Genomic DNA, 25,198 nt, shown 5'->3' on the forward strand with positions numbered 1-25,198 from the left:
GATACCCGTCGATGCTCGTCCTGCGCTCCTCACCCGCCTCCCCGTTCGGCCGCAAGGTCAAGATGGCGGCCCTCGAATTCGGGCTGATGGACAAGATCGAGATCGTCGCGGCCGATACTACCGACCCGGCCGAGGTCCTGCGCCAGCAGAATCCGCTCGGCAAGATCCCGACGCTGGTGCTGGAAGACGGCACGACGCTGTTCGATTCGCGCGTCATCCTCGACTATCTCGACCATCTCAGCGGCGGAAAGCTGATTCCGGGCGGCGAGGCGCGCTTCGTCCAGTTGCGGTTGCAGGCTCTCGCCGACGGCATCTGCGATGCAGCCTTGCTCAAGGTCTATGAGGGACGCTTCCGCCCGGAGGAAGCGCGCAACGCCAACTGGGTCGCGCATCAGGACGGAAAGGTCGTGCGCGGACTGGCCGCGCTCGAAGCGGCGCCGCCCACTTTCCCCGACCGCCCGCGCGTCGGCGAGATCGCGCTTGCCTGCGCACTCGGCTATCTCGATCTGCGCTTCGAGGGTAAATGGCGCGCCGACCATCCGAAGCTCGTCGCCTGGCTCGATGATTTCGCCGCCCGCGTTCCCGCCTTCGAGACGACCCGTTTCAAGGGCTGATCGAAACAGCCTCCGCAGCAGCAACGCTCCAACGGCAAAGCCGGTGACCTTGGTCACCGGCTTTTTCATGCTTGTTCTGTTGGCCACGGCCGCCATCCGGGCAACAAAAAACCCGGTGGCCGAAGCCACCGGGTCCGTTCTGTCTCCGGAAGGAGAGGATCAGAACTTGTAGCTGAGACGGGCGCGGACGACCGAGAAGTCGGTGCCGAGCTTCACGTTGCTGCCGAGGACGCGCTTGTCGCCCAGGTCGACGTAGAGGTACTCGACGCCAGCGACGATGTTGTTCGTGACAGCGTACTCAATGCCCGCGCCGATGGCGTAACCAGCGGTGTGCGAGTTGTCGCTCGAGTAGATGTTGCCAGCGATGTCGCTGAACGAGGTCTTCACGTTGCCGTAAGCCCAACCAGCGGTGACGTAGGGCAGGAACCGGTCGAAGGCGACGCCGACGCGGGCACGGACGGTGCCGAAGTACTCGGTCTTGACGCGATCGCCGTAGATGTTGCGGCCGGTGTTAAGGTCAGCGCCCTGGAGGTCAGCCTCGAGGCCGAGGACGAACTGGCCCATCTGGTAGTTGTAGCCAACCTGGCCACCGCCGACGAAGCCGTCGAGATCGCCGACCGTGGTCGTACGGCCACCCCAGCCCCAGCCGTTGCTGGTGTTCACGTTGCCCCAGGCGTAGCCGGCGTTGGCGCCGACGTAGAAGCCGGTCCAGGTGAAGGCGGGAACGTAGACCGGAGCCGCAACCGGGCCCTTGCGGGACGGCAGATCAGCGGCAGAGGCGGCGCCAGCGGCGACGAGGCCGAGCGCGGCAACGCTCGCAAGCAGATACTTCTTCATGACAAACTCCTTAGTCGTCGCTGTCGCCGGGAACCCGGCGGGTGATTTCGATGGACCCGTTATAAGACGGGGAGCCGGCTTTGTCTGTTGCATCGGAAGCACATCTGCCTTGCAGACCGCGGCAGAAATGCGGCACGAATGCGATAACTGAACGCAAATAGGTAAAAACAGGTTAACCAACCAGCGACTAGCCACCATGGTAAATCGAATACTAACAGTAATTCGGCAACCAAGGGACTCAGGAACGTGGCCCGGCCTACAAACGCGAGGGCTTTCCAAAGGTTCCCGCCGCACTCGCGGCTTTTTTCGCCTGCCTTGCCGCTCCGCCCCGCGCGTGCTTAAGCCTTGAGACGACAGGAATCGAAGAAGAACCGTGCCGCCCCTCTCGATTTTCATTATTGCCCAGAATGAGGCGGACCGGATCGGCCGGACGATCGAAGCCGCGCGAGCGCTCAGTGACGACATCGTCGTCGTCGATTCCGGATCGAGCGACGGCACCCAGGCTCTGGCCGAGTCGCTCGGTGCGCGCGTCATATTCAATGCTTGGCCGGGCTATGGCCAGCAAAAGCGCTTCGCCGAGGACCAATGCCGCCACGACTGGCTGCTCAATCTCGATGCCGACGAGGTCGTCCCGCCCGATCTCGCCGCGGAGATTGCCTCGCTCTTCGCCACCGGCGCCCCGCCGAAGGACGCCTACAAGATCAGAATCGCCGAGATCTTTCCCGGCGAGGGCGCGCCGCATCGATTCGCGTATGCGCTGGCGCCCGTGCGCCTCTATCGCAAGAGCAAGGGCCGCTACTCGCCCTCCCCCGTCCATGACCGCGTCGATCTCGCGCCGGACGCCCGCGTCGGCCGCCTGCGTGGCACGGTGCATCATTTCTCCGTCCGCTCGCTCGGTGAGCAGATGGACAAGCTCAATGCCTATAGCGATGCGCAGGCCGACGATCTCGACGCGCGCGGCGGCACGCTTTCCGTTTTCCGGCTGGTCGCGGAGTTTCCCGCCAATTTCCTGAAGGCCTATATCGGGCGCCGTCACGCGCTGCGCGGCATCTATGGTTTCATGACCGCGATGAACTACGCCTTCTATCGTTATCTGCGCGTCGCCAAGCACTGGGAACGCCGCCTGCAGCGGCGCGCTTCCGCAAATCGCGACGGTCGCAATGGCTGAGGTCGCGCTCGTCACGGGCGGCGCCCGCCGAATCGGCCGCGCCATCGTCGAGAAGCTGGCGAGCGCCGGCTATGCCGTGGCGATCCACCACGGCAACAGCCGCGGTGATGCCGAAGCTCTCTTGAGAACGCTCGAGGCCAGCGGAGCGAAGGCCTGCCTCCTGAGCGCCGATCTCGTCGATCCGGCAGCGGTAGCAACCCTGATTCCCGCAGCGGAAAAAGCGCTCGGCCCGGTGACGCTCCTCGTCAACAATGCCGCGAGCTTCGTTGCCGACGATGTCCGCTCGCTCGATATCGCCACCTGGAACCGTCAGTTCTCGATCAACCTGCGCGCCCCGTCCCAGCTGGTAGGCATCATGGCGGAGCGCCTGCCGGCCGGCGCGACAGGCGCCGTCGTCAATATCGTCGACCAGCGCGTCTGGAAGCTGACGCCGCAATATTACTCCTACACCCTGACCAAGGCCGCGCTGCTCACCGCGACCCGGACCCTGGCCCAGGCGCTGGCCCCGCGCATCCGCGTCAATGCCGTCGGCCCCGGCCCGACCTTCCCGAACAGCTATGACGGCTCCGACCGGCTGGAGCAGGAAGCCGCGGGCACCCTGCTCGGGCGCAGGATCGCGCCCGAGGAGATCGCCGAAGCGGTGCTCTATCTCGCGCGGGCCAGTTCCGTGACCGGCCAGATGATCGCGGTCGATGCCGGCCAGCATCTCGGCTGGCGTACGCCCGACATCATCGGCTGATCCTAGACAGCGCCCTCCGCTCGATAAGGCGCGCGGCCGCTGGCCAGCGCCGCATCCAGCAGATCGAGCCGGTCCTGCCCCCAGAACACCTCGCCATCGAGCACATAGCTCGGCGCCCCGAAGACGCCGGCCTCGACGGCCTGGCCCAATGTCTCCTCATAGCGCAGCTTGACCGAAGCGCCCTCGGCCGCGTCGAGCAAAGCCGCCCCGTCGAGCCCCGCCCGTGTCGCGCAGGCGAGCAGCGCCTCTGGATGGCTCATGTCCTCGTCCCGCGCCCACAAGCCGGCCATCACATCGCTGATGAAGGCGAAGGGATCGCCGCCCTTGGCCCGGATCGCGATCGTCATGCGATCGGCCAAGGACGGATCGAACGGAAAATGCTTCGGCTGCAGCACCAGAGGCAGGCCCCGCGCCGCGCGCCAGCGCTGGAGATCGAGCAGCCGATAGCGCTGCCTGACCGGATGCCGCTTCGGCAGCGGCAGGCCGCCGGTCTCATCGAACACCGAGCGCAATGGCATCGGCCGGTAGTCGATGCCGCAGCCATGGCGGCGAGCGATCTCATGGAAGGCCGCATTGCCGAGATAGGTCCAGGGCGAATGCAGCGAGAAGTAATAGGTGATCGAACGGGACAAGATCGCCTCGCGGGCTTTTGCAGACAGCGCAAGCATCGCCGCCGCCCGGCCCTTCGTGCAAGGCCGCAGCCGTGCGCCATATGCAGCCCGGCTCCGCGAGGAGCCGAGACCTTACGGAAACCGCCAGAGGCCGGTCAGGCGGCCTTGTTCTTCAGCGCCCCGATGATCGCGGTGAGAATCGCGCCGCCGGCGCCACCCGAGATCAGATTGGTCAGGATTCCGCCGACGCTGAGATTGCCGCCCTGCGCCGCCGCGCTGATCGCCGGCAGCAGGATCGGGATCAGCTGCCCGAGCACGCCACCACCGACGAGACCGGAAATCGTATTGCCGAGCGTGCCGAGATCGAAGCTCGGACTGGCCTTGCCGGCCGCGTTGCCGCCGATCGCACCCGCGATCAGGTTCATCAGAAGCTGTTCCATCTCGGCCCCCTGCATCTCGATGCATCGCCCGAAGAACACGTGCCTGAAGGAAGCGATGCGTTTCCCCGGCCAGGGGAACGATGCTCCTGCCGGAGCCGTGCGACAAGCCGCCGCACCGCTCCGTCAACCGCAATCTGCTCAGTCGAGAGCGATCGCCGCGATCAGGCGGCCGTAATCGGGCTCGCCGCGATGGGTTGTGCGCCGATAGCTGAAGAAGCGCTGCTCGTCGCCATAGGTGCACAGGCCCATGTCGACGAAGCGGCCGATTCCCGCCTCCTGCGCCTTGAGCCCGATGAAGGCCGGCAGGTCGAACATCGCATGCGCGGCACGCTCGGACGGCGTGAAGAAGCGCGCATAGGTCCGGTTCTCGGCCTTGAAGCGCTCGATGAATTCCGGCCCGACCTCATAGGCCTTGGCGCTGATCGTCGGGCCGAGCACGGCGGTGATGCGCTCGCGCCGGGCACCGAGCTTCTCCATCGCCGTCACCGTCGCGCCGACGATGCCGGTGAAGGCGCCTTTCCAACCGGAATGGGCGGCGCCGATCACCCGCGCCTCGCCATCGGCGAAGAGAATCGGCCCGCAATCGGCGGTGGAGACGCCGAGCGCGACATGCGAGGCGGTGGTCACCATCGCATCGGCCTTCGGGCGATCGCCCGGCCAGGGGCCGGTTACGACTTCCACATCGGCGGAATGGACCTGATAGAGGCTGATCAGATTCTCCGGCGCGACTTCGAGATGGCGCGCCATCCGTGCCCGATTCTCCGCGATCGCCGCCGGATCGTCGGCAGAACCGAGCCCGCCGTTCAGCGACGCATAGATTCCGGTCGAGGCGCCGCCTTCGCGGGTGAAGAAGGCGTGACGGATACCGGCTTCTCCGGCGAGTTCGCGGGCGGTAATGAACATGAAGCAGGTCCGGTTGCGCGCAGCCGCGAGCGGCTCCGCTGGGTTCAGCCCCGATCTGGCAGCCGATGAAGGTCAAATCCGTGCAAGGGCGACAGGTTCCGCTGCGATAACGCGAGAACCTTGAACAAATCGCCCATGCCGGTCTCGCCCTGCGCGATCAGGCGATCGAAGGCATCGGAGATCGCGACGCGCTGGTCGGCGCTCGCCTTGAGCGACAGCGCCTGCGCCCGCTGCGGCAGCCCGAGTGCCAGCAGGAAATCACGCTGCGTCGTCGGCCCGTGCAGCGCAGCGCCGGCTTTCAAGGCAGCCTGCCCCGCTCGCTCGAAATCGACATGGACGGTGAGATCCGCCTCGCCGGGCTCCGCGAGCGGGGCAACGAATTCATGCCGCTTCATCGCCTGCAGCGTGTCGCCGAAGCCCGAGCTCGCCGAGCCGTAATCGATGAACAGCGCCACCCCGCCAGCCGAAGCGATATGCCCGGCGAGCTGTGCGACGATGTCGAGCGCAATGGCAGGCTGCTCGAACACGGAACCGGCCGGAGCCGCGATTCTCAAGATCTCCTCGCCAGCTGCGGCAAGACCGAAAGCGAGATCGCCGTCATCGCCAAGCCCCACCAGCCGCTCGCGCCAGCCCTCGGGCGTCATCACGAACTGGTCGAGCGGCAGGGCGTCGAGGAACTCGTTGGCAACCGCGATCACCGGACCATCGAGCGCGCCGGCAACCGTGTCATGCCAGACCGGCTCGAAGCCTTTCAGCGCCGCAGCCTGCCGTCCACGCAGCACAGGGCTGGTCTCGACGAGATGAACGGAGAGTGCCGCATGGAAGCCGGGCACGATCCGCGTCGCCCGCAGCATGTCGGCCATCAGCGTGCCGCGTCCGGGTCCGAGCTCGATCAGGCGGAACCGCGCCGGCGCGCCCATCGCCTGCCAGGCATGGGCCGCCCAGAGCCCGACCAGCTCGCCGAACATCTGGCTGATCTCGGGCGCCGTGGTGAAGTCGCCGCCGGCCCCCAGCGGATCGCGCGTCATGTAATAGCCATGGCGAGGGTGGCCGAGCGCCAGCGCCATGTAACGGCCGATGCCGATCGGCCCCTCCTGCCGGATCAGCTCGACGATCTCGGCCTTGAGCGTGGTCACGCCCGCGCCTCGCCCGGCACTTCGCGCCTGCTGCGCAGAACCAGCCACAGGCCGGCGAAGAACACCGGCAGCGAGAGCAGCATGCCCATGGTGATGCCGCCCGAGAGCGCATCGACCGACGTCCCGAACAGGAAGCCGAGCTGCGGATCGGGCTCACGGAAGAATTCGCAGACGATCCGGGCGACCGCATAGCCCATGCCGAAGACGCCGGCGACGAAGCCCGGCCGCCGGAAGCCGCCGAAGCGGACCAGCAGGTTCACGAGGATGAAGAGCAGCAGCCCCTCGCCAAAGGCCTCGTAGAGCTGGCTCGGATGGCGCGGCAGCGGCCCGCCATTCGGGAAGACCATGGCATAGGGAAAATCGGGCGCCGGCCGGCCCCAGAGCTCGCCATTGATGAAATTGGCGATGCGCCCGAGCAGGAGCCCGATCGGCACCACCGCCGCCGCGAGATCGAACACCGACAGCGCCGGATAGCCGCGCCGCTTGGCGAAGAGCCACAGGCCGAGCGTCGCGCCGATCAGGCCGCCATGGAAGGACATGCCCCCCTGCCAGATCGCGAAGATGTCCTGCGGGCGTTCGAGATAGCGAGCGAGATCGTAGAACAGCACGAAGCCGATGCGCCCGCCGAGCACGACGCCGAAGGCGACGAAGAGCAGCATGTCGTCGAGTTCGATGGCTTGAGGCCGCGCCCGCCCACCCCACAGGCCATCGGCGCCGACGAGCTTGCGCGCATACCACCAGCCGCCGAGCAGGCCGACGACATAGGCAAGCCCGTACCATTTGATCGCGAGCGGCCCGAGCTGCACCGCGACGGGGTCGATCATCGGGAAAGGAATGGCGAAGACGGGCATGGCGAAGTCCGGTGGCAGGCGCGGCGAGATGGCCGCGCGCCCGCTGAATGGTCAAGGAAAAAGGCTGGCGCGTGGCGCCTGCGCTTAGAGCTTGACGATCAGCTTGCCGAAATTCCGGCCCTCCAGCAGGCCGATGAAGGCCTCGGGCGCGTTTTCCAGCCCGGTGACGATGTCTTCCTTGTACTTGACCGCGCCCTCCGCGATCCAGCGCGCCATCTCCTCCCGGAAGATCGGCCCCTGCGCCGCCGCGAATTCGCGCTGGATGAAGCCGCGGATGGTCAGGCTCTTCGACAGCACCTGCCGCATCATGCCCGGCAAGCGGTCCGGCCCCGGGAATTCGCCGCTTGCATTGTAATGCGCGACGAGGCCGCAGACGGGAATGCGCGCGAAGGTGTTGAGCAGCGGGAAGACCGCATCCCAGACATGGCCGCCGACATTCTCAAAATAAACGTCGATGCCGTCAGGACAAGCCGCCGCCAGCTTGGCCGCCATGTCGGGATCGCGATGGTCGATCACCGCATCGAAACCGAAGGTGTCGCGCACGAAGGCGCATTTCTCGGGGCCGCCGGCAATGCCGACCGCCCGCGCGCCCTTGATCCGGGCGATCTGCCCCACGGCCGAGCCGACCGGCCCGCTCGCCGCCGCGACCACGACCGTCTCGCCGGGCTTGGGCTGACCGATGGTGAGCAAACCGGCATAGGCGGTGAAGCCGGGCATGCCGAGCACGCCAAGCGCGGTCGTCAGCGGCGCGGCGTTCGGATCGAGCTTGCGCAGCTGCGCGGCATTGGCCACCGCATGGGACTGCCAGCCGGAATGCGAGAGCACGATATCGCCCGGCTGGAAGCCCGGATCACGGCTCTCGATCACCTCGCCGACGGTGCCGCCTTCCATGGGCTGCCCGATCTCGGTCGCAGCGGCATAGGACTTCGCCGCGCTCATCCGCCCGCGCATGTAAGGGTCGAGCGAGAGATAGAGGATCTTGAGCAGCACCTGCCCCTCGGCGGGCGCCGGAATCGCGGCATGCTCCAGCCGGAAGTTCTGCGGGCTCGGACGCCCTTCGGGCCGGGAAGCGAGAACGATGCGAACGCTGTCGGACTGGGACATGGGTTTCGATCCTCGGAGTGAATGGCGCAGGCCAGTTCCCTCATATTGGCCCGGCCCGAAGCGAACGGCAGTCCCCTCGCCCTGCATTCGCAGCCGACGCAAACGCGTCGACGACATGACAACGCCGGACTTTGCTCAGCTCCGGTCGCGGCGCTCGCGCAACCTTTCGAAGGCGGACGGTCGCGACCGCGCCCGCCATGCCGCGATGACGGCATCGGCATTGCCATCCCGATCCTGCGTCGCATCCACCTCGATATCGTAGAGGCAATAGGAATGAATGCGGTGGAAATCGCGCCGGGCATCGCCGATCGGCCTGTCGCCGCGCTCACGCTCGCGTCGTTCCAGCTCCTCCAGCGCGCAATGCACCCCGACGAAGAACACGTCATGGCCGGCGAGCGTATCCGCGAGCCGCAGCAGCCAGGCCTCGCTCTCCATGATGTGCTCGACGATCAGATCGTTGCCCGCCTCAACATAGGCCAACAGCGAGCGCTCGAAGCCGAGGAAGAAGGCCTCGCGCATCGCTCGCCAGTCGAACTCGCCGCTCCTGATCCGTGCCGTGGGCAATACGCCGGCATCGCGCAGATGGTCGATCGAGATATGCCAGAACGGCGTCTCGATCCGCGCCTGAATGGCACGAGCGAGCGAGGACTTGCCGCTGCTCGACGCGCCGTTGAGCAGGATGACGCGGCCCGGCGCCGGCGCAGAATCGTTCATGGCGCGCGTTCTCCCGGCCGGACACAAGCCGCGTCAGCCGAAATGCGAACGGGCGGCCCATCCTGATGGCCGCCCGTCCGAAACCTCGTCAAGGGAAGAACGTCAGAGCGCCTTCGCGGCAGCCCGGCTCGGGCGCTTCGAAGCGACCTTGCGAACCGGCGCAGCCGCCTTGGCCGCAGCTTCCTCGGCGTCTCTGGCCAGCCGCAGGGCCCGCAGCTTCTCGGTCTTGAGGCGGGCCTGGCCGGCCTCGTCCTCGAGCGCCTGCCACGCATCGAGCGCATCCTTGCGGCGCTGCTCGGTCGCCGAGACGGCCTCCTGCGCACGGGCAGCGATCTCGTCCAGCTTCATGCTGCGGCTCGACATGCGAAACTCCTACTCGACTGCGCGGATCGGCCTTCCGCCGATCAGACGGCGGACGGCGGACGCGGGGCGCCGGGACGGGCCTTGCCGGCCGGCAGCTTGCGCTTCGGCGCCGGCAGCAGACCTTCGCGCTGCGCCTGCTTGCGGGCCGCCTTCTTGGCGCGACGAACCGCCTCGCCCTTTTCGCGGGCCCGACGCTCGGACGGCTTCTCGAATTCGCGGCGCTGCTTCATCTCGCGAAACACGCCTTCGCGCTGCAGCTTCTTCTTCAGGACGCGCAGCGCCTGCTCGACATTGTTGTCCCGAACGAGAACTTGCATGGTCACCCTTTCCAGAAAGCACAAAGGGCCGGGCTTGTAGCTCCCGACCCTTCACCCACCATCGGTGCGGAACATCGTGTCGTGGCGCCGGTACATCCGTGGTCGCCTCAAAACCTCGTCGTTCCGCTCCCGCGGCGATCACTCAACCCGCAGGTTGTCGGCCGAGCTCTTGCCCGAACGCTTGTCCTGCACGATCTCGTACGAGATCTTCTGGCCGTCGCGCAGATCGCGCAGGCCGGCGCGCTCGACAGCGCTGATATGGACGAAAACGTCCTGGCCGCCATCGTCAGGCTGAATGAAACCGAAACCCTTGGTGGCGTTGAACCACTTAACCGAACCAGAAGCCATGAGTGCCTCCCGCAGACATGTTTATCCAAGCCCCATGGAAAACATGCGGCGGCGAATTCGATCAAAGGAAGAAAATCATCAGCATGTCGCGCTCAAGCGGCGCGAATGGCCAAGTCATCAGGCCTAAATCGAAACCAAGAGATAGGCCTTGACCACCCCGATGTCAAATCGACGACGAAAAGGCGCCTGCAGGAAAACGAAAACGAGCACCGCATCATACAGGAAACAACGTGGGAAAAACGATCGCAGATACCGGTTTGACATTGGCTTTATCAGCAGGCGCGCAGCCGCCAATTCATGGCGGGGACAGCGCCTCTCCTGACATGACGAAGTGGCTCCGGCATCCTACATGGAGGCCAAGACAACGCAGGCCCGAGACGGCGCAGGCAAGACGACGCCGGATAGAGTACGCAAGCGCATGAGTCGCGAACGCCAGGACGATCTGCCCCAGGACGAGTTCGAGGACGAGGAGGACACCCTCCCCGGCGCCGAGCCCGCGCTCGTCCTAGCGGAGGCCGCGCCCGGCGCGCTCAAGGCCGGCATCGAGGTCATCCAGCAATTCGCCAAGCACCTGCCGAACCGGCCCGGCGTCTACCGGATGTTCGATCGCGCCGGCGAGGTGCTCTATGTCGGCAAGGCCAAGAGCCTGAAGAACCGCGTGACCTCCTATGCCCGCGGCATGGCGCATACCAACGCCGTCGCCCGGATGATCGCCGAGACGGCGAACATGGAGTTCGTCACCACCGGGACCGAGACCGAGGCGCTGCTGCTCGAGTCGAACCTGATCAAGCAGCTTCGGCCGCGCTACAATGTGCTGCTGCGCGACGATAAGTCGTTCCCCTATATCCTGCTGACCGGCGACCATGACGCGCCCGCGCTCCTGAAGCATCGCGGCTCGCGCCATCGCAAGGGCGACTATTTCGGCCCCTTCGCCTCGGTCTGGGCGGTAACGCGCACCATCGACGCGCTGCAGAAGGCCTTCCTGATCCGCACCTGCGCGGATTCCTTCTACGAGAACCGCACCCGCCCCTGCCTGCTCTTCCAGATCAAGCGCTGCGCCGGCCCCTGCACCGGCGAAATCTCGATTCCCGAATACCAGGGGCTCGCCGGCCAGGCCCGCGACTTCCTCTCCGGCCGCTCCTCGGCGGTGAAGCAGTTGCTCTCCGCCCGGATGCAGGAAGCGGCGGAAGAGCTCGAATTCGAGAAGGCGGCGCGCTATCGCGACCGCCTCGCCGCGCTCTCGGCCGTGCAGTCCGGGCAAGACATCAACACGCAGGGCGTCGAGGAGGCGGACGTCTTCGCCATCGACGAGCAGGCCGGGCAGTTCTGCGTCGAGATCTTCTTCTTCCGCAATCACCAGAACTGGGGCAACCGCGCCCTCTTCCCGCGCGCCGACCGCTCCTTGACGCCGGCCGAGGTGCTCGCCTCGGTGGTCGCACAGTTCTACGACGACAAGCCGCCGCCGCGCCTCGTGCTGCTCTCGCATACGGTCGAGGAGATCGAACTGATCGGCCAGGCGCTCTCGGCCCGCGCCGGCCGCAAGGTCGAGGTCGCCCATCCCAAGCGCGGCGAGCGCGCCGACCTGATGGCCCATGCCGTCAAGAACGCCCGCGAGGCGCTCTCCCGCAAGCTCGCCGACAATGCCGGCCAGAGCGCGCTGCTCGCCGCGCTCGGCGCCGCTTTCGGCATGGAGAGCGCCCCGCGCCGCGTCGAGGTCTACGACAACTCGCATATCATGGGCACCAACGCGGTCGGCGGCATGATCGTCGCCGGGCCGGACGGCTTCGTGAAGAACCAGTACCGCACCTTCAACATCTCGACCGACACCATCGCCGGCGACGATTTCGGCATGATGCGCGAGGTGCTGACGCGCCGGTTCGCGAAGCTGGCGAAGGAAGAAGGGATGATCCTCAGCCCTCATCCTGAGGAGGTCGCTTCAGCAACCGTCTCGAAGGATGCTCCAGAGGGCAACGGAGCCTCCGCGATCATCCTTCGAGACGCGCCTGAAGGCGTTCCTCAGGACGAAGCCGCGCAGAAGAAGCCCCGCAAGGCAGCGAAGCCGCGCAAGGACGAGGACGGCTTTCCCTCCCGCCCCGATCTCGTCATCGTCGATGGCGGCAAGGGTCAGTTCACGGCCGCGCTCAAGATCATGAAAGAGCTCGGCGCGGCCGACATCCCGCTCGTCGCCATCGCCAAGGGGGAAGACCGCAACGCCATGCGCGAGACCTTCCACATGGAGGGCAAGGAGCCCTTCAAGCTCCAGCCTCGCGATCCCGCGCTCTATTTCATCCAACGCCTGCGCGACGAGGCGCACCGCTTCGCCATCGGCACGCACCGCGCCAAGCGCAAGCGCGAAACGATGAAGAACCCGCTCGACGAGATCCCCGGCATCGGCCCGTCGCGCAAGCGGGCGCTGCTGCTGCATTTCGGCACGGTGAAAGCGATCCAGCGCGCCAAGCTCGACGACCTCATGCGCACGCCCGGCGTGAATGCGGCTACGGCGAAGGCAGTGCATGATTTCTTTCACGATGCGTAGAGCATTGCGCGAAAAAGTGGGAACCGGTCTTTCGCAGCAGCAATGCGCCAATATTTCGAAAGCGGGCACGTTTTTCGCCTTCGGACGGCCCCGTCCGAAGGCGACGTGGTCGCGAAGTTCTGCCACATTCACGCGGTTGCGTGTTGACGCTGCGACGGCCGGCTTGCTTTGGTGCTTCTCGTGACGATTCTCCCAGACGCCATCAGGCGGCGCGGCCCCTGGTCGCTGCCAAACCTCCTCACCTACGGGCGGATCCTGGCGATCCCGGCCCTGGTGGCGATCCTGTTCTGGCCGCGCGACGACTGGATGCGCTGGCTCGCGCTGGGCATCTACACCGTCGCGGCCATCACCGATTATCTCGACGGCTACATCGCCCGCGCCTGGAGCCAGCAATCCGCGATCGGCCGCATGCTCGATCCGATCGCCGACAAGCTGCTCGTCGCCGCCCTGCTCTTGATGCTGGTCTATACCGGCCAGATCGAGGGCTGGACGCTCTGGGCCGCGATCGTGATCCTCTGCCGCGAAATCCTGGTCTCGGGCCTGCGCGAGTTCCTGGCCGATCTCAAGGTCAGTGTCCCCGTCAGCAAGGTCGCCAAGTGGAAGACGACGGCGCAGCTCTTCGCGCTCGGCTTCCTGATCGCGGGCCCGGCCGGCGACAAGGTCCTGCCCGGCAACACGACGATCGGGATCGTCCTGCTCTGGGCCGCCGCCGGCCTGACGATCTATACCGGCTGGGATTATTTCAACGCCGGCATCCGCCATCTCGTCGCAGAGGACGAGCGCACGCCATGAGCACCGCGACAGCGACCGCAGCGGCGGGCACGCGCCCCGTCCGCATCGTCTATTTCGCCTGGGTGCGCGAGAGCGTCGGCCTGCCCGAGCAAACGCTCGACATCCCCGCCGATCTCGCCACCGTCACCGATCTCGTGCGCTGGCTGAAGGCGCGCGGCGAGGGTTACGAAGCCGCCTTCGCCGACGAGACCGTGGTGCGGGCCGCGCTCGATCAGGTTCATGCCAAGCCGCAGGCCCGGCTGGGACAGGCCCGCGAAATCGCTTTCTTCCCGCCGATGACCGGCGGCTGATGAGTATGTCGCAACACCCTTGTCATTCCGGGGCCGCGCAGAGCGCGGAACCCGGAACCCACGACCGGGTGTGTCTGAAATGGCAATCTGTTGCGGGCCGCTCACCCGGTCGTGGGTTCCGGGTTCGCGCCTGCGGCGCACCCCGGAATGACAAGGGGGACGAATGACGCCCCTCGTCCGCATCCAGCGGGAAGACTTCTCGCTCCAGGACGAGATCGACGCGCTTTCGAACGGCCGCGCCGATATCGGCGCCGTCGTCTCCTTCACCGGGCTCTGCCGCGACGAAGCCGGCACGCTCGCCGCGCTGGAGCTCGAGCATTACCCCGGTATGGCCGAGGCCGAGATCGCCCGCGTCGCGGCTGAAGCCTCCGGGCGCTGGCCGCTGCTCGGCCTCGTCGCGATCCATCGCTACGGGTTGGTCAAACCGGGCGAGCAGATCGTGCTGGTGCTGGCGGCCTCCGCCCACCGCCGTGCCGCCTTCGAGGCCGCCGATTTCATGATGGATTACCTCAAGACCCGCGCCCCGTTCTGGAAGCGCGAGCACCGTGCCGACGGCACGCTCGGCGGCTGGGTCGAAGCCAAGGCGGATGACGACGATGCGGCGGAACGCTGGAAACAGGATTCCTGACGGCTGGCAGAAGACGCTGCTCGGCGCCGGCCTTGCTGTCGTGCCGGCCCTCGCCTTCGCGGCCGAGCCGGAACCGAAGACCTTCCGGGACTGGATGGCCGGCTGCGACAATCTGAAGAGCTGCGCCGCATTGTCGCTCCCGGCTGAGGCGGCCGACCCGGTCGCCTATCTGCGCCTGGAACGTGCTGCCGGGCCCGATATGCCGGCCGAACTGACCCTGCGCCTGCGTGGCGACTGGAAGACCCCGCCCCGGTCCGTCCAACTCAGGCTCGATGGCGCGCCCTTCCCTGCCGGCGGCAAGGCGATGCCGGCGGAAACCGACGGCGACCTGCTGTCCCTGACCTTCAAGCCGGCCGAGGTCACGGCTCTCATCGAAGCTGCCCGCAAGGCCACGAAGCTCGCCATCACCGCTCCGCAGGTATCGGCCGAGGTTTCGCTGTCGGGCTCGGTTGCGGCCCTGCTCTGGATCGACGAGCAGCAGGGGCGCCTCAACACGACCTCCGCCCTGATCCGCAAGGGCAGCGGCACGAGCGTTCCCGCCGCCCCTGCCCTGCCGGTCGTCATCGCGAAGCCTGCAAGTGCCGCGCTGTCGGAGAAGGACGGCAAGGCGCTCGCTGCCGCGCTGCGCAAGGAGCTCAAGCAGCGCGACCCCGATGGCTGCGAGGACGACGAGACACTGCTCAGTATCGACGAGGCCTGGACGCTCGACGGCACGCGCAGCCTCGTGTCGCTGGCCTGCTCGCGCGGCGCTTACAATGTCTCGCATGCGTTCTGGATGATCGAGCGTGGCGACGCGAAGACAGCCAAGCCCGTGGTCTTCCCGCAAGGCGATGGCGACGCGAAGAATACGCTGGTGAATGCCGAGTTCGACCCGAAGAGCGGCCGCATCAATTTCTTCGCCAAGGGACGCGGCATCGGCGATTGCGGCGCCTCGGGCGGCTACGCCTGGACCGGCAGCGCCTTCGTCCAGACCGATCTCAGCCTGATGGGCGAATGCCGCGGCATCGGCTCAGAGGACTGGATCACGCTGTATCGCAGCGAGATCAAGTAGGGAGCGGCGTTGCCCCTGGAAACGCGCGTCATCCCGGACAAGCCGCCTCTGGCGGCGCCGATCCGGGATCCATGCCTGAACCGTTCCGGCATGGATCCCGGGTCTTCACTTCGTTACGCCCGGGATGACGGCGAACGATGATGCGATCGAGCGCTCAGGCCGCCTTCGTCTGCGGGCGCACCGCAGCCGAATAGTCTTCCATGATCACCTTGCCCATGTTGCCGGTGATGAAGTTGTACGGGCCGATCTCCGAAACCAGCGTCACTTCGGCGGCAGAACCGGTGATGAAGCACTCGTTGAAGCTCTCCAGCTCCTCGGGACGGATGCGCCGCTCCACCACCTCGAAGCCGCGTTCACGGCACAGGTCGATCACCGACTGGCGGGTGAGTCCGTTCAGGAAGCGGTCGGCCAGCGGGGTATGGATCACGCCGTCCTTGATGAAGAAGATGTTGGCGCCGGTGCCTTCGGCGACATAGCCCTCATAGTCGAGCATCATCGCGTCGGCATAGCCGCCGCGCTCGGCCTTGTGCTTGGAGAGCGAGCAGATCATGTACAGGCCCGCCGCCTTGGCATGGACCGGTGCGCAGGCCGGGTCGGGCCGGCGATAGTCGGCGACATCGAGGCGGATGCCCTTCAGCTTCGCCGCCATATCGAACATGCTCGGCCATTCCCACACAGCGATCGCGGTATGGATCGTGTTGTTGCGGCCGGACACCGCCATCATCTCCGAGCCGCGCCAGGCGACCGGGCGGATATAGGCGTCCTTCAGGCCATTCTCCTTGAGGCAGAGATACTTGGCCTCGTCGAGCTCGGCGACCGAATAGGGGATCGTGAAATCCATGATCTCGGCGGACTTGTGCAGGCGCTGCGAGTGCTCGGTGCACTTGTAGATCACGCCGTCATAGGAGCGCTCGCCCTCGAAGATGCACGAGCCATAGTGCAGCCCATGGGTCAGTACGTGAATCTTCGCGTCCTTCCACGGCACGAGCTTGCCGTCGAACCAGATGACGCCATCGCGCTGGTCGAAAGGAATGACTGACATGGACCTTCTCCTGGGTGCTTGTTTCCGGAACTCCGGCACAGCCGTTTTCGGAACGCAAGCCTGGGTCTAAAGCTGCGCTGCAGCGGAACGTTTTGAAATAATCGTTCGCTCAGCGCCCTTGACCGGTAATCTTCCGTCTGAGATATGTCAATAAGGCTGACCCAAATTTTTGGAAGCGCGTTTTGGCCCCATCACCTTCCGACGCCGAAGACCTCCCGCTCAGGCCCTCTTCCGAGGCCGTGCCGCACGACCTGATCGAGCTCCTGTTCTTCGCCTATCGCGACTTCGTCGGCGACCCCGACCGCATCCTCGCCGATTACGGTTTCGGCCGGGCGCATCACCGCGTCCTGCATTTCGTCCAGCGCCGGCCGGGCCTGACCATCGCCGAATTGCTCGACATCCTGCAGATCACCAAGCAGAGCCTCAACCGCGTGCTCAAGGAGCTGGTCGAGAAGGGCTATATCGAGCAGCGCACCGGCCGGCAGGACAAGCGCCAGCGCCATCTCCACACCACGCCCTCGGGCCAGGACCTGGCGCTGCGCCTCGTCCGCCTCCAGGCCAAGCGCATCAACCGCGCGCTGGAAGGAGCGAGCCCTGACACTGCCGCCGTCGCCGCGCGCTACCTCGCGGCCCTGATCGATCCGGCCGAACGGCCGAAGGTCGAGCGGCTTCTCGACAAGCCTTAGGCCTCCTTGCGGGCGACCGGCTCCGCGCGTTGTGCTATGGGAGCCCTGCACCGCCAACGCGCCGGCCCGGCCGGCGCAGGAGAAAGGCGCGAGGATGATCGCAACCGAGACCCTGGCGAAGCCGGCCCGCAAGCCTCTGCCCGACGAGGCTCCGCACGTCCTCGTCGTCGACGACGACCGGCGCCTGCGCGAATTGCTGGGCCGCTTCCTCGCCGATAACGGCTACCGGGTGACGACGGCGGCAAACGCGGCCGAAGCCGATACGCGACTCGGCAATCTCGTCTTCGACGCGATCGTGCTCGACGTGATGATGCCCGGCGAGAACGGTTTCGACTTTGCCCGCCGCTTCCGCGGCGGCTCCGCCGTGCCGATCCTGATGCTGACCGCCCGCGCCGACGGTAAGGACCGCATCAATGGCCTCGAAATCGGCGTCGACGACTATCTCTCCAAGCCCTTCGAGCCGCGCGAGCTGCTGCTGCGGCTCGGCAATATCCTGAAGCGCACGCTGGTCGTCGAAGCCGCGCAATCCGGCACGCGGCCGGATTTCGTCCGCTTCGGCCCCTTCATCTACGGGCTGGCGCGCGGCGAACTGCGCAAGGGCGAGGAGACCATCCGTCTGACCGAGCGCGAGCGCGAGATCCTGACCGCGCTGGCCGAGCGTGCCGGCGAGGTCGTGCCGCGCGAGGAACTGGCCGCTCAGGGCTCGGCTGCCAATGACCGCACCGTCGACGTCCAGATGAACCGCCTGCGCCGCAAGGTCGAGCGCGACCAGACCGACCCGCTCTATCTCCAGACCGTGCGCGGCGTCGGCTACAGGCTGGTGACGGACCGGACGTGACGTCGCTGCAACCCGGCAGGAAAGGCCCGTCCGCGCTGCGCTCCGTCGCGCGTGCGCTGGCGCGCGCGCATGCCGGGCTGGAACAGGTGCTCGACAATCTCGGCAAGGCCGTGCGGCCAATCGTCAAGCGCGTTGGCCGGCCCTTGCAGGTCGTCGCGCGCTACATGCCCAAGGGGCTCTATCCGCGTGCGCTCGTCATCGTCATCGCGCCGGTCGTGCTGCTGCAATCGGTCATCGCCTATGTCTTCATGGAGCGGCACTGGCAGACGGTGACGCAGCGCCTCTCCTCGGCCGTCTCCGCCGACATCGCCATGCTGATCGATGTCTATGAGAGCTATCCGCAGGATGCCGATACCGCGACGCTGTCGCGCATCGCCGCCGAGCGGCTCGGCATGGACCTCGACATCATCCCCGATTCGGATCTGCCGGCGCCGGGCCCGCGCCCGTTCTTCTCGCTGCTCGACAACGCGCTCTCGACCGAGCTCAGCCAGCAGGTCGCCCGCCCCTTCTGGCTCGACACGGTCGGCCGCTCCAGCCTGATCGAAATCCGCATCAAGCTCGGCAAGGACGTGATGCGCATCCTGACACGGCGCAATTCGGCCTATGCCTCGAACAGCCATATCTTCCTGCTCTGGATGATCGGCACGTCGCTGATCCTGCTCACCATCGCGGTGCTGTTCCTGCGCAACCAGATCCGCCCGATCCTGAAGCTCGCCGATGCGGCGGAGGCCTTCGGCAAGGGCCGCGACGCCGATTTCCGCCCACGTGGCGCCCGCGAGGTCCGCCGTGCCGGCAACGCCTTCATCGAGATGAAGCGCCGCGTCGAGCGCTCGATCGGCGAGCGCACGACGATGCTGAACGGCGTCAGCCACGACCTGCGCACGATCCTGACCCGGTTCAAGCTCTCGCTCGCCCTGATGGAGCGTTCCTCGGAAATCGAGGCGCTGGAAAAGGACGTCGACGAGATGAGCCGGATGCTCGAGGACTATCTCGCCTTCGCCCGCGGCGATGCCGGCGAGACCGCGATCGAGACCGATATCCGCTCCCTGCTCGAGGAGCTGAAATCCGATGCCGAGCGGCAGGGCCACCAGACCGAACTGACGGTGGTCGGCGATCCGCTCGTCGTGATCCGCCCGGACGCCTTCCGCCGCCTGCTGACCAATCTCGTCTCCAACGCCGCCCGCTATGGCGACCGCATCGCGATCCGCGCGACCCATGACGCGCGCTACCTGATCGTCATGGTCGACGACGATGGCCCCGGCATCCCGCCCGACCAGCGCGAGGACGTCTTCCGCCCCTTCTTCCGGCTCGACGAGGCCCGCAATGTCGATGGCGGCGGCACGGGCCTCGGCCTCGCCATCGCCCGCGACATCGCCCGCGCCCATGGCGGCGACATCATGCTCGCCGACTCGCCGCTCGGCGGTCTGCGCGCCACCGTCCGGTTGCCGGTTTAGAACCGCGCGGTTTCGCTCGACAGCAGAGAAAATCGAGCGCTAGTCTCCCGCTGACGCAAGGGGAGGCCCGGCATGCGGTTCCTGAGACGATCTCTGGCTTTCCTCGCAGCGGCCCTGCTGCTGACGGCATCGGCAGCGCAGGCCGAAGAGGTCGTCGATCTCGGCGGTGGCTTCTTCGGCGGCGGCCGCGCCCTGCTCAACAAGCCGGCCGGCAAGGCCCGCGCCGGACTCGTGCTTCTCACAGGCGGTGACGGCAATATCGGCATCGGCTCCGATGGCAGCGTCGCGCGCGGCGGCAACTGGATCGTCCGCACGCGGGGCGCCTATGCCCGCAGCGGCATCGCCAGCATCACGCTCGATGCCGGCGCCGACCCGGCCAAGGCGGTGGAATACATGCGTGGCATCGCGCCGCGCGTCATCGTCGTGGCAATGAGCCGGGGCGCCCTCAAGGTCGCCGATACGCTCTCGGCGCGGCCGGACGGAATCGTCTTCGCCTCCTCCATTCTCGACGGCGCACGCGGCATGATCGGCGATCCCGGGCGGCTGCCGCCGACGCTGATCATCCACCATCGGCAGGACAGCTGCCGGCTGACGCTGCCGGACTCGGCCGTCACCTTCCAGCAGTGGACCGGCGGCAAGGCACGCCTGATCTGGATCGATGGCGGAAGCTCGACAGGCGACCCCTGCCAGGCCCGGGCCTATCACGGCTTCATCGGCCGCGAGGGTCAGGTCGTCTCCGCCATCACGGGCTTTGCGGGCGCGCTGCGCTAGCCGGCGCGCCGATCGGCGCAAGCTCCGGCAGGCGCGCCACCGCATGGTCGATGAAGGCGCGCACGCGCGGCGCCGGCTGTCGCCCACCCGGCATCACGAGCTGGACCGGCAAGGGCGGCGGCTCGAATTCCGGCAGCAACCGCACCAGCGTTCCCGCAGCAAGATCGTCCGCCGCCTGATAGGACAGCACGCGCGCCAGCCCACGCCCCGCCCGCGCCGCAATCAGCACCGACTCGACCTCGTTGACGATCAGCCGCGGCGTCAGCACGACCGCGCTGCCGGAGCGCGGCCCGCCGAAGCGCCAGGTCAGCGTCTGGTTGGCGGCGACGCTCGCGATCGTCTCATGCGCGGCGATATCGACTGGGCGCCGCAAGGGCGGGCAACTGGTAAGATAGGAAGGAGCCGCGACCAGGATGCGCCGGACCTCCCCGACCTTGCGCATCAGCAGGCCTGAATTCGGCAGAGGGCCGATCCGGACCGCGAGCTGCAAGTCTTCCTCGATCAGGTCGAGATTGCGGTCGGCGAGGACGAGCTCGACCTGAACCTGCGGATAGCGGTCGAGGAACTCGCTGACCAGGGGCGTGACATGCCGCCGGCCGAAGGAGAGCGGCGCCGTGATCCGCAGCAAACCACTGACCGGCTCGGCCGCGGCGACGCCGAGCGCCGCCTCGTAATCGGCGAGCAGGCGCCGGGCCGTCGCGGCGAGTTCTCGGCCGGCATCGTTCGGGGTCAGGCGCCGGGTCGTCCGCGCGATCAGTTGCGTCCCGACCCGCTCCTCCAGCCCGGCCAGCGCCCGCGTCACGGCCGGGCGCGACTTGCGCAAACGCCGCGCCGCGCCGGCGAGACTGCCGGCATCGACGATCGCGACGAAGATCGCCAGCTCCTCGATCCGATCCATCTCATCGTTCCGAAAACTGAAATTCTGAGTTCACTCGATAGCAGATTTCGCTGCTTCTGCGAAACGATCATGATGCTGCGCATAATCAGGAGCAGCGCCATGCCGTCACCAGAGATCATCCTCCACGGAACGCCCCTTTCGGGCCACGCCCACCGCGTCGAACTGCTGCTACTGGCCCTCGGCCTGCCCTATCGCAGCGAGGAGGCCCCGGCCGATATCCGCCGGAGCGCGCCCTTCCGCAAGCTCAACCCACTCGGCCAGATTCCAGTGCTCCAGGATGGCGATCTGGCCCTCGCCGACAGCAACGCGATCATGGTCTATCTGGTCCGGCGCTATGCCCCCGACAGCGACTGGTTGCCGCTCGACCCCGTCGGCGCCGCCCATGTCCAGCGCTGGCTCTCGATCGCCGCAGGCGAGGTCATGCACGGCCCCTCGATCGCCCGCCTCGTCACCCAATTCGGCCTGAAGGACGACAAGGCCCGCGCGCAGCGGATCGCCGCCCGGCTGCTGACATTCATGGAGGAGCATCTGACGACGCGCGACTATCTCGCCGCGGCCCATCCGACGATCGCCGATCTCGCCTGCTATTCCTACGTGGCTCACGCCCCTGAAGGCGGCATCTCGCTGAAGCCCTATCCGGCCGTGCGCAGCTGGCTTGCCCGCATCGAGGCCCTGCCCTTCTTCAAGCCGATCCCGCCTTCGCCCCTGCCGCCGGAGCTCGACGACGATGCTGCCTGACGGCCCCTTCCATGCCGGCGAGCTAGCAGCGCAGGCGCTGGCCGGCGTCGCCTCGCGCGGCGCCGGTATCCGCCCGTTCATGCCGGATCAGCACCGCATCTTCTTCGGCCAGCTGCCCTGGCTCTTCGCCGGCGTGCTGGACCGGGAGGGCTGGCCCTTGGCGACGGCGTTGGCCGCCGAACCCGGCTTCGTGACAAGCCCGACGCCGACCATGCTGTCGATCGCGGCCCTGCCTTCCGAGGATGATCCGGCCTTCGACGCGTTCCGGCCGGACAGTCCCATCGGCCTGCTCGGCCTCGAACTGGAGACCCGCCGCCGCAACCGTGCCAATGGCCGGATCGGCTCCGTCGCCGCGAATGCGTTCACGGTCGAGATCGCGCAGAGCTTCGGCAATTGCGCGAAGTACATTCAGGTGCGCAATCGGCTTCAGGATGGCGACGAACCAGCCGCGACGCCGGTCACATTCTCAGGCCTGGATGCGCCGGCACGCGCGCTGATCGCCGAAGCCGACACGCTGTTCATCGCCAGCGCCGCCGCGCTTGAGGCCGAGACCGGCGGCATCGACATCTCGCATCGCGGCGGCCGGCCCGGCTTCGTCCGGGTCGATGGCGACACGCTCACCGTGCCGGACTTCGCCGGCAACAACTATTTCAACACGTTCGGGAATCTGCTGCGGGAGCCGCGTGCCGCCCTGCTCTTCGTCGATTTCGCGACGGGCAGCCTGCTGCACTTGCAGGGCGAAGCGGAGATCGTCTGGCAGGGACCGGAGCTGGCGCGGCTGGACGGCACTGAGCGCCTCTGGCGCTTCCATGTGAAGCGCGGCTGGCGCCGGGGCAACACGCTATCGCTACGCTGGTCGGCGCCGGAATTCGCGCCGACCACCTTGCAGACCGGCCTGTGGTCGGTGGCGGCCTAGAAGAGCCTGCCGCCGTCGGGCACGGACTGGCCCGGCCCGATCAGGACGACTTCACCGTCGGCATCGGGGATGCCGAGGGTCAGCACCTCCGACATGAACTTGCCGATCTGGCGCGGCGGGAAATTCACCACCGCGAGGACCTGCCGGCCGGGAAGCTCTTCCGGCCGATAGTGCTTGGTGATCTGCGCCGAGGATTTCTTGCGGCCGACCGTGCCGCCGAAATCGATCACGAGCTTGATCGAGGGCTTGCGCGCCTCCGGATAGGGCTCGGCCTCGACGATCGTGCCGACACGGATGTCGACCTTCAGGAAATCGTCAAAGCCGATCTGTGCGACCGGAGCGGAAGGCTCGCTCAAAACTCGGCCCAGCCGTCGTCGCGGGCATCGGCCTTGGGCGTCGCAGCAGCGCCGTTGACGGCCTTGGCGCGCGGAACCGCAGGGCGCGGCGCCGTAGCGACGGCCGCCCGCATCGTCTGCGAGATCGCCTTGAGCCGGGCGACGTCGCCGCCGAGCTGGAAGCGCGCGACCAGCGAGGAGAGCCGGTCGGCTTCCTGCGACAGCGAATGCGCGGCGGCGGTCGACTGCTCGGCCATCGCGGCGTTCTGCTGCGTCGCCTGGTCCATCTCGCCGACGGCGGAATTGACCTCCTGGAGGCCCGAAGCCTGCTCCTGCGCGGCGCCGGCGATCTCGGCCACCAACGTGGTGACGCGGGTGATCTCGGAAGCCATGCGCTGCAGCGCGCCGCCGGTCTGGCCGACCAGCGTGACGCCCTTCTCCACCTCGATGGTCGAGGCGTCGATCAGGGTCTTGATCTCCTTCGCGGCGGAGGCGGAGCGCTGCGCCAGCGCCCGCACCTCGGAGGCCACGACCGCAAAGCCCTTGCCGGCATCGCCGGCCCGCGCCGCCTCGACCGAGGCGTTGAGCGCGAGCAGATTGGTCTGGAAGGCGATCTCGTCGATGACGCCGACGATCTGCGAGATTTCCTGAGCGGACTTCTCGATGCCGCCCATCGCCGTCACCGCATCGCGGACGATGCTGGTCGACTGTTCGGCCTCGGTCTTGACCTGCTCCGTCGCCTGATTGGCGAGGCGCGCGCTCTCGGCGGTCTGGCGAACCGTGGCGGTGAGCTCGTCCAGCGCGGTGGCCGTCTCCTCGACGGAGGAGGCCTGCTGCTCGGTGCGGCTGGCGAGGTCGTCGGCCGCCTGGCTGATCTCGGTCGAGCCCGCCTTCATGCTCTCGGTATTGGTCGCGATCTGGCGCATCGCGTCCTGCAGCTTGGCGATGGCGCCGTTGAAGTCGTCCTTGAGCTTGACGTACTCGGCGGTGAAATGGTCCTCGATCCGATAGGTCAGGTCGCCGTCCGAGAGACGCTCCAGGCCCTGGCCGAGCGCATGGACCACATCGGCCTGCACGCGGGAATGCTCCGCACGGTCGGCCTCGTTGCGACGGCGTTCGCCATCTGCGGCGTGGCGGTGGCCGGCCGCCTCCTCCTCCATGCGAATCTTGTCGGCCTCCATCGCTTCCTTGGCGAGGGCGGCATCACGGAAGACGACGAGCGTACGCGCCATCGCGCCGATCTCGTCGGACCGCTCCTGATGCGCGATCGGGGTATCGAGCTGGCCGGCAGCCAGGCCTTCCATCGACCCGCGCACGGAGTGCAGCATGCCGGACGCGCGGCGGCTGAGCACGATCACGAGGCCGAGCATGATCAGGCCGAGCGGCACCAGAACCTTGGCGACGCCGCCGACCATGCCCATGAACGCCGCATCGACATCCTGGACATGCAGGCCGGAGCCGACCACCCACTGCCATTGCGGAATGCCGATGATGTAGGAGATCTTGAGCGAAGGGTCCTTGTCGCCGGGCTTGAGCCAGCCATAGTCCACGAAGCCCTCGGTCTTCGCCTTGGCCAGCGAAACCATCTCCTGGACGAAGAACTTGCCGTCCGCGTCCTTGAGCGGCTTCATGTCCGTCGACTGGATCTTCTTGTTCGCGTGCAGGACGCTGATGCCGTCGTAATTGATCAGGAAGTAATAGTTGCCGCTGTCGAAGCGCGCGCTGTCGAGCGCGGCCATCGCCAGCTTCTTGGCCTCGTCTTCCTTCAGCTCACCGCTCTGGACACGTGCCAGGTAGCCCTTGACCGTCGTCGCCGCGGCCTCGACGGCGTTCTTCATCTCGGCCCGCTTGAGCGTGATCATCTCGTTGCGGGCAGCGTTGAGCGTATAGCCGACGGCGCCTACGGCGATCAGCACGGCCAAAGCGGCGATCAGACCGAAGGAACGGCTGATCGAGAGGGTAGCAAGCTTCCGGGTGAACGACATTCGCGTATCCTGCGCGGATGGGGATTCCCCTCATTCGCTCAAAATTGGCTAAAACCCGCTTAACGCTGACCGAGTTTCGCCACATTTTGTCGC

The 25,198-nt window shown here is 66.9% G+C and carries 29 protein-coding genes; 14 read left to right on the forward strand and 15 right to left on the reverse strand.

The window, feature by feature from the left end; genetic code table 11:
• Positions 1-11 precede the first annotated feature (11 nt).
• Complete coding sequence (locus WFK61_RS19440; protein ID WP_336813736.1) at positions 12-614, forward strand: glutathione S-transferase; 603 nt, start codon at positions 12-14, stop codon at positions 612-614.
• 159 nt (positions 615-773) lie between these two features.
• On the opposite strand, the gene WFK61_RS19445 is transcribed toward WFK61_RS19440, so the two are convergent.
• On the reverse strand, positions 774-1,451 hold the full coding sequence (locus WFK61_RS19445; protein ID WP_336813737.1) for an outer membrane protein: 678 nt from the start codon (positions 1,449-1,451) through the stop codon (positions 774-776).
• 373 nt (positions 1,452-1,824) lie between these two features.
• Between WFK61_RS19445 and WFK61_RS19450 the strand changes: the two genes are divergently transcribed.
• Together WFK61_RS19450 and WFK61_RS19455 are read left to right on the forward strand one after the other, a co-directional pair.
• The gene (locus WFK61_RS19450; protein WP_336813738.1) at positions 1,825-2,619 is read left to right on the forward strand and encodes a glycosyltransferase family 2 protein; all 795 of its coding nucleotides are present in this window, start codon (positions 1,825-1,827) and stop codon (positions 2,617-2,619) included.
• On the forward strand, positions 2,612-3,358 hold the full coding sequence (locus tag WFK61_RS19455) for an SDR family oxidoreductase (protein ID WP_336813739.1): 747 nt from the start codon (positions 2,612-2,614) through the stop codon (positions 3,356-3,358). Before WFK61_RS19450 ends, WFK61_RS19455 begins: the two co-directional genes overlap by 8 nt.
• A gap of 2 nt (positions 3,359-3,360) precedes the next feature.
• Here WFK61_RS19455 and WFK61_RS19460 read toward each other — a convergent pair whose 3' ends face one another.
• The 10 genes from WFK61_RS19460 to WFK61_RS19505 all read right to left on the reverse strand — a co-directional run bounded on the left by WFK61_RS19460 (position 3,361) and on the right by WFK61_RS19505 (position 10,145).
• Positions 3,361-3,990: a 2-hydroxychromene-2-carboxylate isomerase gene (locus WFK61_RS19460; protein WP_336813740.1), complete on the reverse strand. Its 630-nt coding sequence runs from the start codon at positions 3,988-3,990 to the stop codon at positions 3,361-3,363.
• 134 nt (positions 3,991-4,124) lie between these two features.
• Positions 4,125-4,409, reverse strand: a complete 285-nt coding sequence (locus WFK61_RS19465; RefSeq protein ID WP_336813741.1) for a hypothetical protein — start codon at positions 4,407-4,409, stop codon at positions 4,125-4,127.
• 138 nt (positions 4,410-4,547) lie between these two features.
• Complete coding sequence (gene pgeF / locus WFK61_RS19470) at positions 4,548-5,312, reverse strand: peptidoglycan editing factor PgeF (RefSeq protein WP_336813742.1); 765 nt, start codon at positions 5,310-5,312, stop codon at positions 4,548-4,550.
• Between the two features lie 44 nt (positions 5,313-5,356).
• On the reverse strand, positions 5,357-6,448 hold the full coding sequence (locus tag WFK61_RS19475; protein ID WP_336813743.1) for a class I SAM-dependent methyltransferase: 1,092 nt from the start codon (positions 6,446-6,448) through the stop codon (positions 5,357-5,359).
• A complete protein-coding gene (gene lgt, locus WFK61_RS19480) occupies positions 6,445-7,299 on the reverse strand; it encodes a prolipoprotein diacylglyceryl transferase (protein WP_336813744.1) in 855 nt (284 codons plus the stop codon). Before lgt ends, WFK61_RS19475 begins: the two co-directional genes overlap by 4 nt.
• 84 nt (positions 7,300-7,383) lie before the next feature.
• Positions 7,384-8,403: an NADP-dependent oxidoreductase gene (locus tag WFK61_RS19485; protein WP_336813745.1), complete on the reverse strand. Its 1,020-nt coding sequence runs from the start codon at positions 8,401-8,403 to the stop codon at positions 7,384-7,386.
• A 135-nt stretch (positions 8,404-8,538) separates the two neighbouring features.
• Positions 8,539-9,117 (reverse strand): chloramphenicol phosphotransferase CPT family protein, encoded by a 579-nt coding sequence (locus WFK61_RS19490; protein ID WP_336813746.1) that lies wholly within the window; start codon positions 9,115-9,117, stop codon positions 8,539-8,541.
• A 102-nt stretch (positions 9,118-9,219) separates the two neighbouring features.
• Positions 9,220-9,480, reverse strand: coding sequence for a hypothetical protein (locus WFK61_RS19495; RefSeq protein WP_336813747.1), 261 nt, complete (start codon positions 9,478-9,480; stop codon positions 9,220-9,222).
• Positions 9,481-9,521: 41 nt separating this feature from the next.
• Positions 9,522-9,797 carry a 30S ribosomal protein S21 gene (rpsU, locus tag WFK61_RS19500; protein ID WP_257731338.1) on the reverse strand — a complete coding sequence of 92 codons (276 nt, stop codon included), beginning with the start codon at positions 9,795-9,797 and terminating at the stop codon, positions 9,522-9,524.
• A gap of 138 nt (positions 9,798-9,935) precedes the next feature.
• A complete protein-coding gene (locus WFK61_RS19505) occupies positions 9,936-10,145 on the reverse strand; it encodes a cold-shock protein (protein ID WP_336813748.1) in 210 nt (69 codons plus the stop codon).
• A gap of 418 nt (positions 10,146-10,563) precedes the next feature.
• Here WFK61_RS19505 and uvrC point away from each other — a divergent pair, with 418 nt between their 5' ends.
• From uvrC to WFK61_RS19530, 5 genes are all read left to right on the forward strand, one after another.
• Complete coding sequence (uvrC, locus tag WFK61_RS19510) at positions 10,564-12,681, forward strand: excinuclease ABC subunit UvrC (protein WP_336813749.1); 2,118 nt, start codon at positions 10,564-10,566, stop codon at positions 12,679-12,681.
• Positions 12,682-12,861: 180 nt separating this feature from the next.
• On the forward strand, positions 12,862-13,473 hold the full coding sequence (pgsA, locus tag WFK61_RS19515) for a CDP-diacylglycerol--glycerol-3-phosphate 3-phosphatidyltransferase (protein ID WP_336813750.1): 612 nt from the start codon (positions 12,862-12,864) through the stop codon (positions 13,471-13,473).
• On the forward strand, positions 13,470-13,763 hold the full coding sequence (moaD, locus tag WFK61_RS19520; protein WP_336813751.1) for a molybdopterin converting factor subunit 1: 294 nt from the start codon (positions 13,470-13,472) through the stop codon (positions 13,761-13,763). Before pgsA ends, moaD begins: the two co-directional genes overlap by 4 nt.
• 163 nt (positions 13,764-13,926) lie before the next feature.
• Complete coding sequence (locus WFK61_RS19525; RefSeq protein WP_336813752.1) at positions 13,927-14,391, forward strand: molybdenum cofactor biosynthesis protein MoaE; 465 nt, start codon at positions 13,927-13,929, stop codon at positions 14,389-14,391.
• The gene (locus WFK61_RS19530) at positions 14,360-15,442 is read left to right on the forward strand and encodes a DUF1176 domain-containing protein (RefSeq protein ID WP_336813753.1); all 1,083 of its coding nucleotides are present in this window, start codon (positions 14,360-14,362) and stop codon (positions 15,440-15,442) included. The genes WFK61_RS19525 and WFK61_RS19530 overlap by 32 nt, the downstream gene beginning before the upstream one ends.
• Positions 15,443-15,596: 154 nt before the next feature.
• Here WFK61_RS19530 and WFK61_RS19535 read toward each other — a convergent pair whose 3' ends face one another.
• Positions 15,597-16,484 (reverse strand): branched-chain amino acid aminotransferase, encoded by an 888-nt coding sequence (locus tag WFK61_RS19535; RefSeq protein ID WP_336813754.1) that lies wholly within the window; start codon positions 16,482-16,484, stop codon positions 15,597-15,599.
• Between the two features lie 182 nt (positions 16,485-16,666).
• Here WFK61_RS19535 and WFK61_RS19540 point away from each other — a divergent pair, with 182 nt between their 5' ends.
• The 4 genes from WFK61_RS19540 (at position 16,667) to WFK61_RS19555 (ending at position 20,233) form a co-directional block, all read left to right on the forward strand.
• Positions 16,667-17,170 (forward strand): MarR family winged helix-turn-helix transcriptional regulator, encoded by a 504-nt coding sequence (locus WFK61_RS19540; protein WP_442896334.1) that lies wholly within the window; start codon positions 16,667-16,669, stop codon positions 17,168-17,170.
• 94 nt (positions 17,171-17,264) lie between these two features.
• Entirely contained in the window at positions 17,265-18,008 is a 744-nt protein-coding gene (locus tag WFK61_RS19545; RefSeq protein WP_336813755.1) for a response regulator transcription factor, read from the forward strand.
• Positions 18,009-18,172: 164 nt separating this feature from the next.
• Positions 18,173-19,462, forward strand: coding sequence for an ATP-binding protein (locus tag WFK61_RS19550; protein ID WP_442896341.1), 1,290 nt, complete (start codon positions 18,173-18,175; stop codon positions 19,460-19,462).
• Between the two features lie 72 nt (positions 19,463-19,534).
• Positions 19,535-20,233: an alpha/beta hydrolase gene (locus tag WFK61_RS19555; protein WP_336813756.1), complete on the forward strand. Its 699-nt coding sequence runs from the start codon at positions 19,535-19,537 to the stop codon at positions 20,231-20,233.
• Here WFK61_RS19555 and WFK61_RS19560 read toward each other — a convergent pair.
• Complete coding sequence (locus WFK61_RS19560; protein ID WP_336813757.1) at positions 20,205-21,131, reverse strand: LysR family transcriptional regulator; 927 nt, start codon at positions 21,129-21,131, stop codon at positions 20,205-20,207. The genes WFK61_RS19555 and WFK61_RS19560 overlap by 29 nt on opposite strands.
• A 99-nt stretch (positions 21,132-21,230) precedes the next feature.
• On the opposite strand from WFK61_RS19560, the gene WFK61_RS19565 reads away from it, so the two are divergent.
• Together WFK61_RS19565 and WFK61_RS19570 are read left to right on the forward strand one after the other, a co-directional pair.
• Positions 21,231-21,869: a glutathione S-transferase gene (locus tag WFK61_RS19565; RefSeq protein ID WP_336813758.1), complete on the forward strand. Its 639-nt coding sequence runs from the start codon at positions 21,231-21,233 to the stop codon at positions 21,867-21,869.
• Positions 21,859-22,785: a pyridoxamine 5'-phosphate oxidase family protein gene (locus WFK61_RS19570; protein WP_336813759.1), complete on the forward strand. Its 927-nt coding sequence runs from the start codon at positions 21,859-21,861 to the stop codon at positions 22,783-22,785. Before WFK61_RS19565 ends, WFK61_RS19570 begins: the two co-directional genes overlap by 11 nt.
• Here the strand turns inward: WFK61_RS19570 and WFK61_RS19575 are convergent.
• Positions 22,782-23,141: a tRNA-binding protein gene (locus WFK61_RS19575; protein ID WP_336813760.1), complete on the reverse strand. Its 360-nt coding sequence runs from the start codon at positions 23,139-23,141 to the stop codon at positions 22,782-22,784. The genes WFK61_RS19570 and WFK61_RS19575 overlap by 4 nt on opposite strands.
• Positions 23,138-25,105 (reverse strand): methyl-accepting chemotaxis protein, encoded by a 1,968-nt coding sequence (locus WFK61_RS19580; RefSeq protein WP_336813761.1) that lies wholly within the window; start codon positions 25,103-25,105, stop codon positions 23,138-23,140. Before WFK61_RS19580 ends, WFK61_RS19575 begins: the two co-directional genes overlap by 4 nt.
• Between the last annotated feature and the right edge of the window lie 93 nt (positions 25,106-25,198).

This window comes from Allobosea sp. MMO-172 (genome assembly GCF_037147855.1).
In the GTDB taxonomy this organism is placed as follows: Bacteria; Pseudomonadota; Alphaproteobacteria; order Rhizobiales; family Beijerinckiaceae; genus Allobosea.

Coding starts and splice junctions, on each gene's coding strand:
- WFK61_RS19440 (WP_336813736.1), top strand. CDS start 12: ATGCTCGTCCTGCGCTCCTCACCCGCCTCCCCGTTCGGCCGCAAGGTC.
- WFK61_RS19445 (WP_336813737.1), bottom strand. CDS start 1,451: ATGAAGAAGTATCTGCTTGCGAGCGTTGCCGCGCTCGGCCTCGTCGCC.
- WFK61_RS19455 (WP_336813739.1), top strand. CDS start 2,612: ATGGCTGAGGTCGCGCTCGTCACGGGCGGCGCCCGCCGAATCGGCCGC.
- WFK61_RS19465 (WP_336813741.1), bottom strand. CDS start 4,409: ATGGAACAGCTTCTGATGAACCTGATCGCGGGTGCGATCGGCGGCAAC.
- pgeF (WP_336813742.1), bottom strand. CDS start 5,312: ATGTTCATTACCGCCCGCGAACTCGCCGGAGAAGCCGGTATCCGTCAC.
- lgt (WP_336813744.1), bottom strand. CDS start 7,299: ATGCCCGTCTTCGCCATTCCTTTCCCGATGATCGACCCCGTCGCGGTG.
- WFK61_RS19485 (WP_336813745.1), bottom strand. CDS start 8,403: ATGTCCCAGTCCGACAGCGTTCGCATCGTTCTCGCTTCCCGGCCCGAA.
- WFK61_RS19490 (WP_336813746.1), bottom strand. CDS start 9,117: ATGAACGATTCTGCGCCGGCGCCGGGCCGCGTCATCCTGCTCAACGGC.
- WFK61_RS19495 (WP_336813747.1), bottom strand. CDS start 9,480: ATGTCGAGCCGCAGCATGAAGCTGGACGAGATCGCTGCCCGTGCGCAG.
- rpsU (WP_257731338.1), bottom strand. CDS start 9,797: ATGCAAGTTCTCGTTCGGGACAACAATGTCGAGCAGGCGCTGCGCGTC.
- WFK61_RS19505 (WP_336813748.1), bottom strand. CDS start 10,145: ATGGCTTCTGGTTCGGTTAAGTGGTTCAACGCCACCAAGGGTTTCGGT.
- uvrC (WP_336813749.1), top strand. CDS start 10,564: ATGAGTCGCGAACGCCAGGACGATCTGCCCCAGGACGAGTTCGAGGAC.
- moaD (WP_336813751.1), top strand. CDS start 13,470: ATGAGCACCGCGACAGCGACCGCAGCGGCGGGCACGCGCCCCGTCCGC.
- WFK61_RS19525 (WP_336813752.1), top strand. CDS start 13,927: ATGACGCCCCTCGTCCGCATCCAGCGGGAAGACTTCTCGCTCCAGGAC.
- WFK61_RS19530 (WP_336813753.1), top strand. CDS start 14,360: ATGCGGCGGAACGCTGGAAACAGGATTCCTGACGGCTGGCAGAAGACG.
- WFK61_RS19535 (WP_336813754.1), bottom strand. CDS start 16,484: ATGTCAGTCATTCCTTTCGACCAGCGCGATGGCGTCATCTGGTTCGAC.
- WFK61_RS19545 (WP_336813755.1), top strand. CDS start 17,265: ATGATCGCAACCGAGACCCTGGCGAAGCCGGCCCGCAAGCCTCTGCCC.
- WFK61_RS19550 (WP_442896341.1), top strand. CDS start 18,173: ATGCCCAAGGGGCTCTATCCGCGTGCGCTCGTCATCGTCATCGCGCCG.
- WFK61_RS19555 (WP_336813756.1), top strand. CDS start 19,535: ATGCGGTTCCTGAGACGATCTCTGGCTTTCCTCGCAGCGGCCCTGCTG.
- WFK61_RS19560 (WP_336813757.1), bottom strand. CDS start 21,131: ATGGATCGGATCGAGGAGCTGGCGATCTTCGTCGCGATCGTCGATGCC.
- WFK61_RS19565 (WP_336813758.1), top strand. CDS start 21,231: ATGCCGTCACCAGAGATCATCCTCCACGGAACGCCCCTTTCGGGCCAC.
- WFK61_RS19570 (WP_336813759.1), top strand. CDS start 21,859: ATGCTGCCTGACGGCCCCTTCCATGCCGGCGAGCTAGCAGCGCAGGCG.
- WFK61_RS19580 (WP_336813761.1), bottom strand. CDS start 25,105: ATGTCGTTCACCCGGAAGCTTGCTACCCTCTCGATCAGCCGTTCCTTC.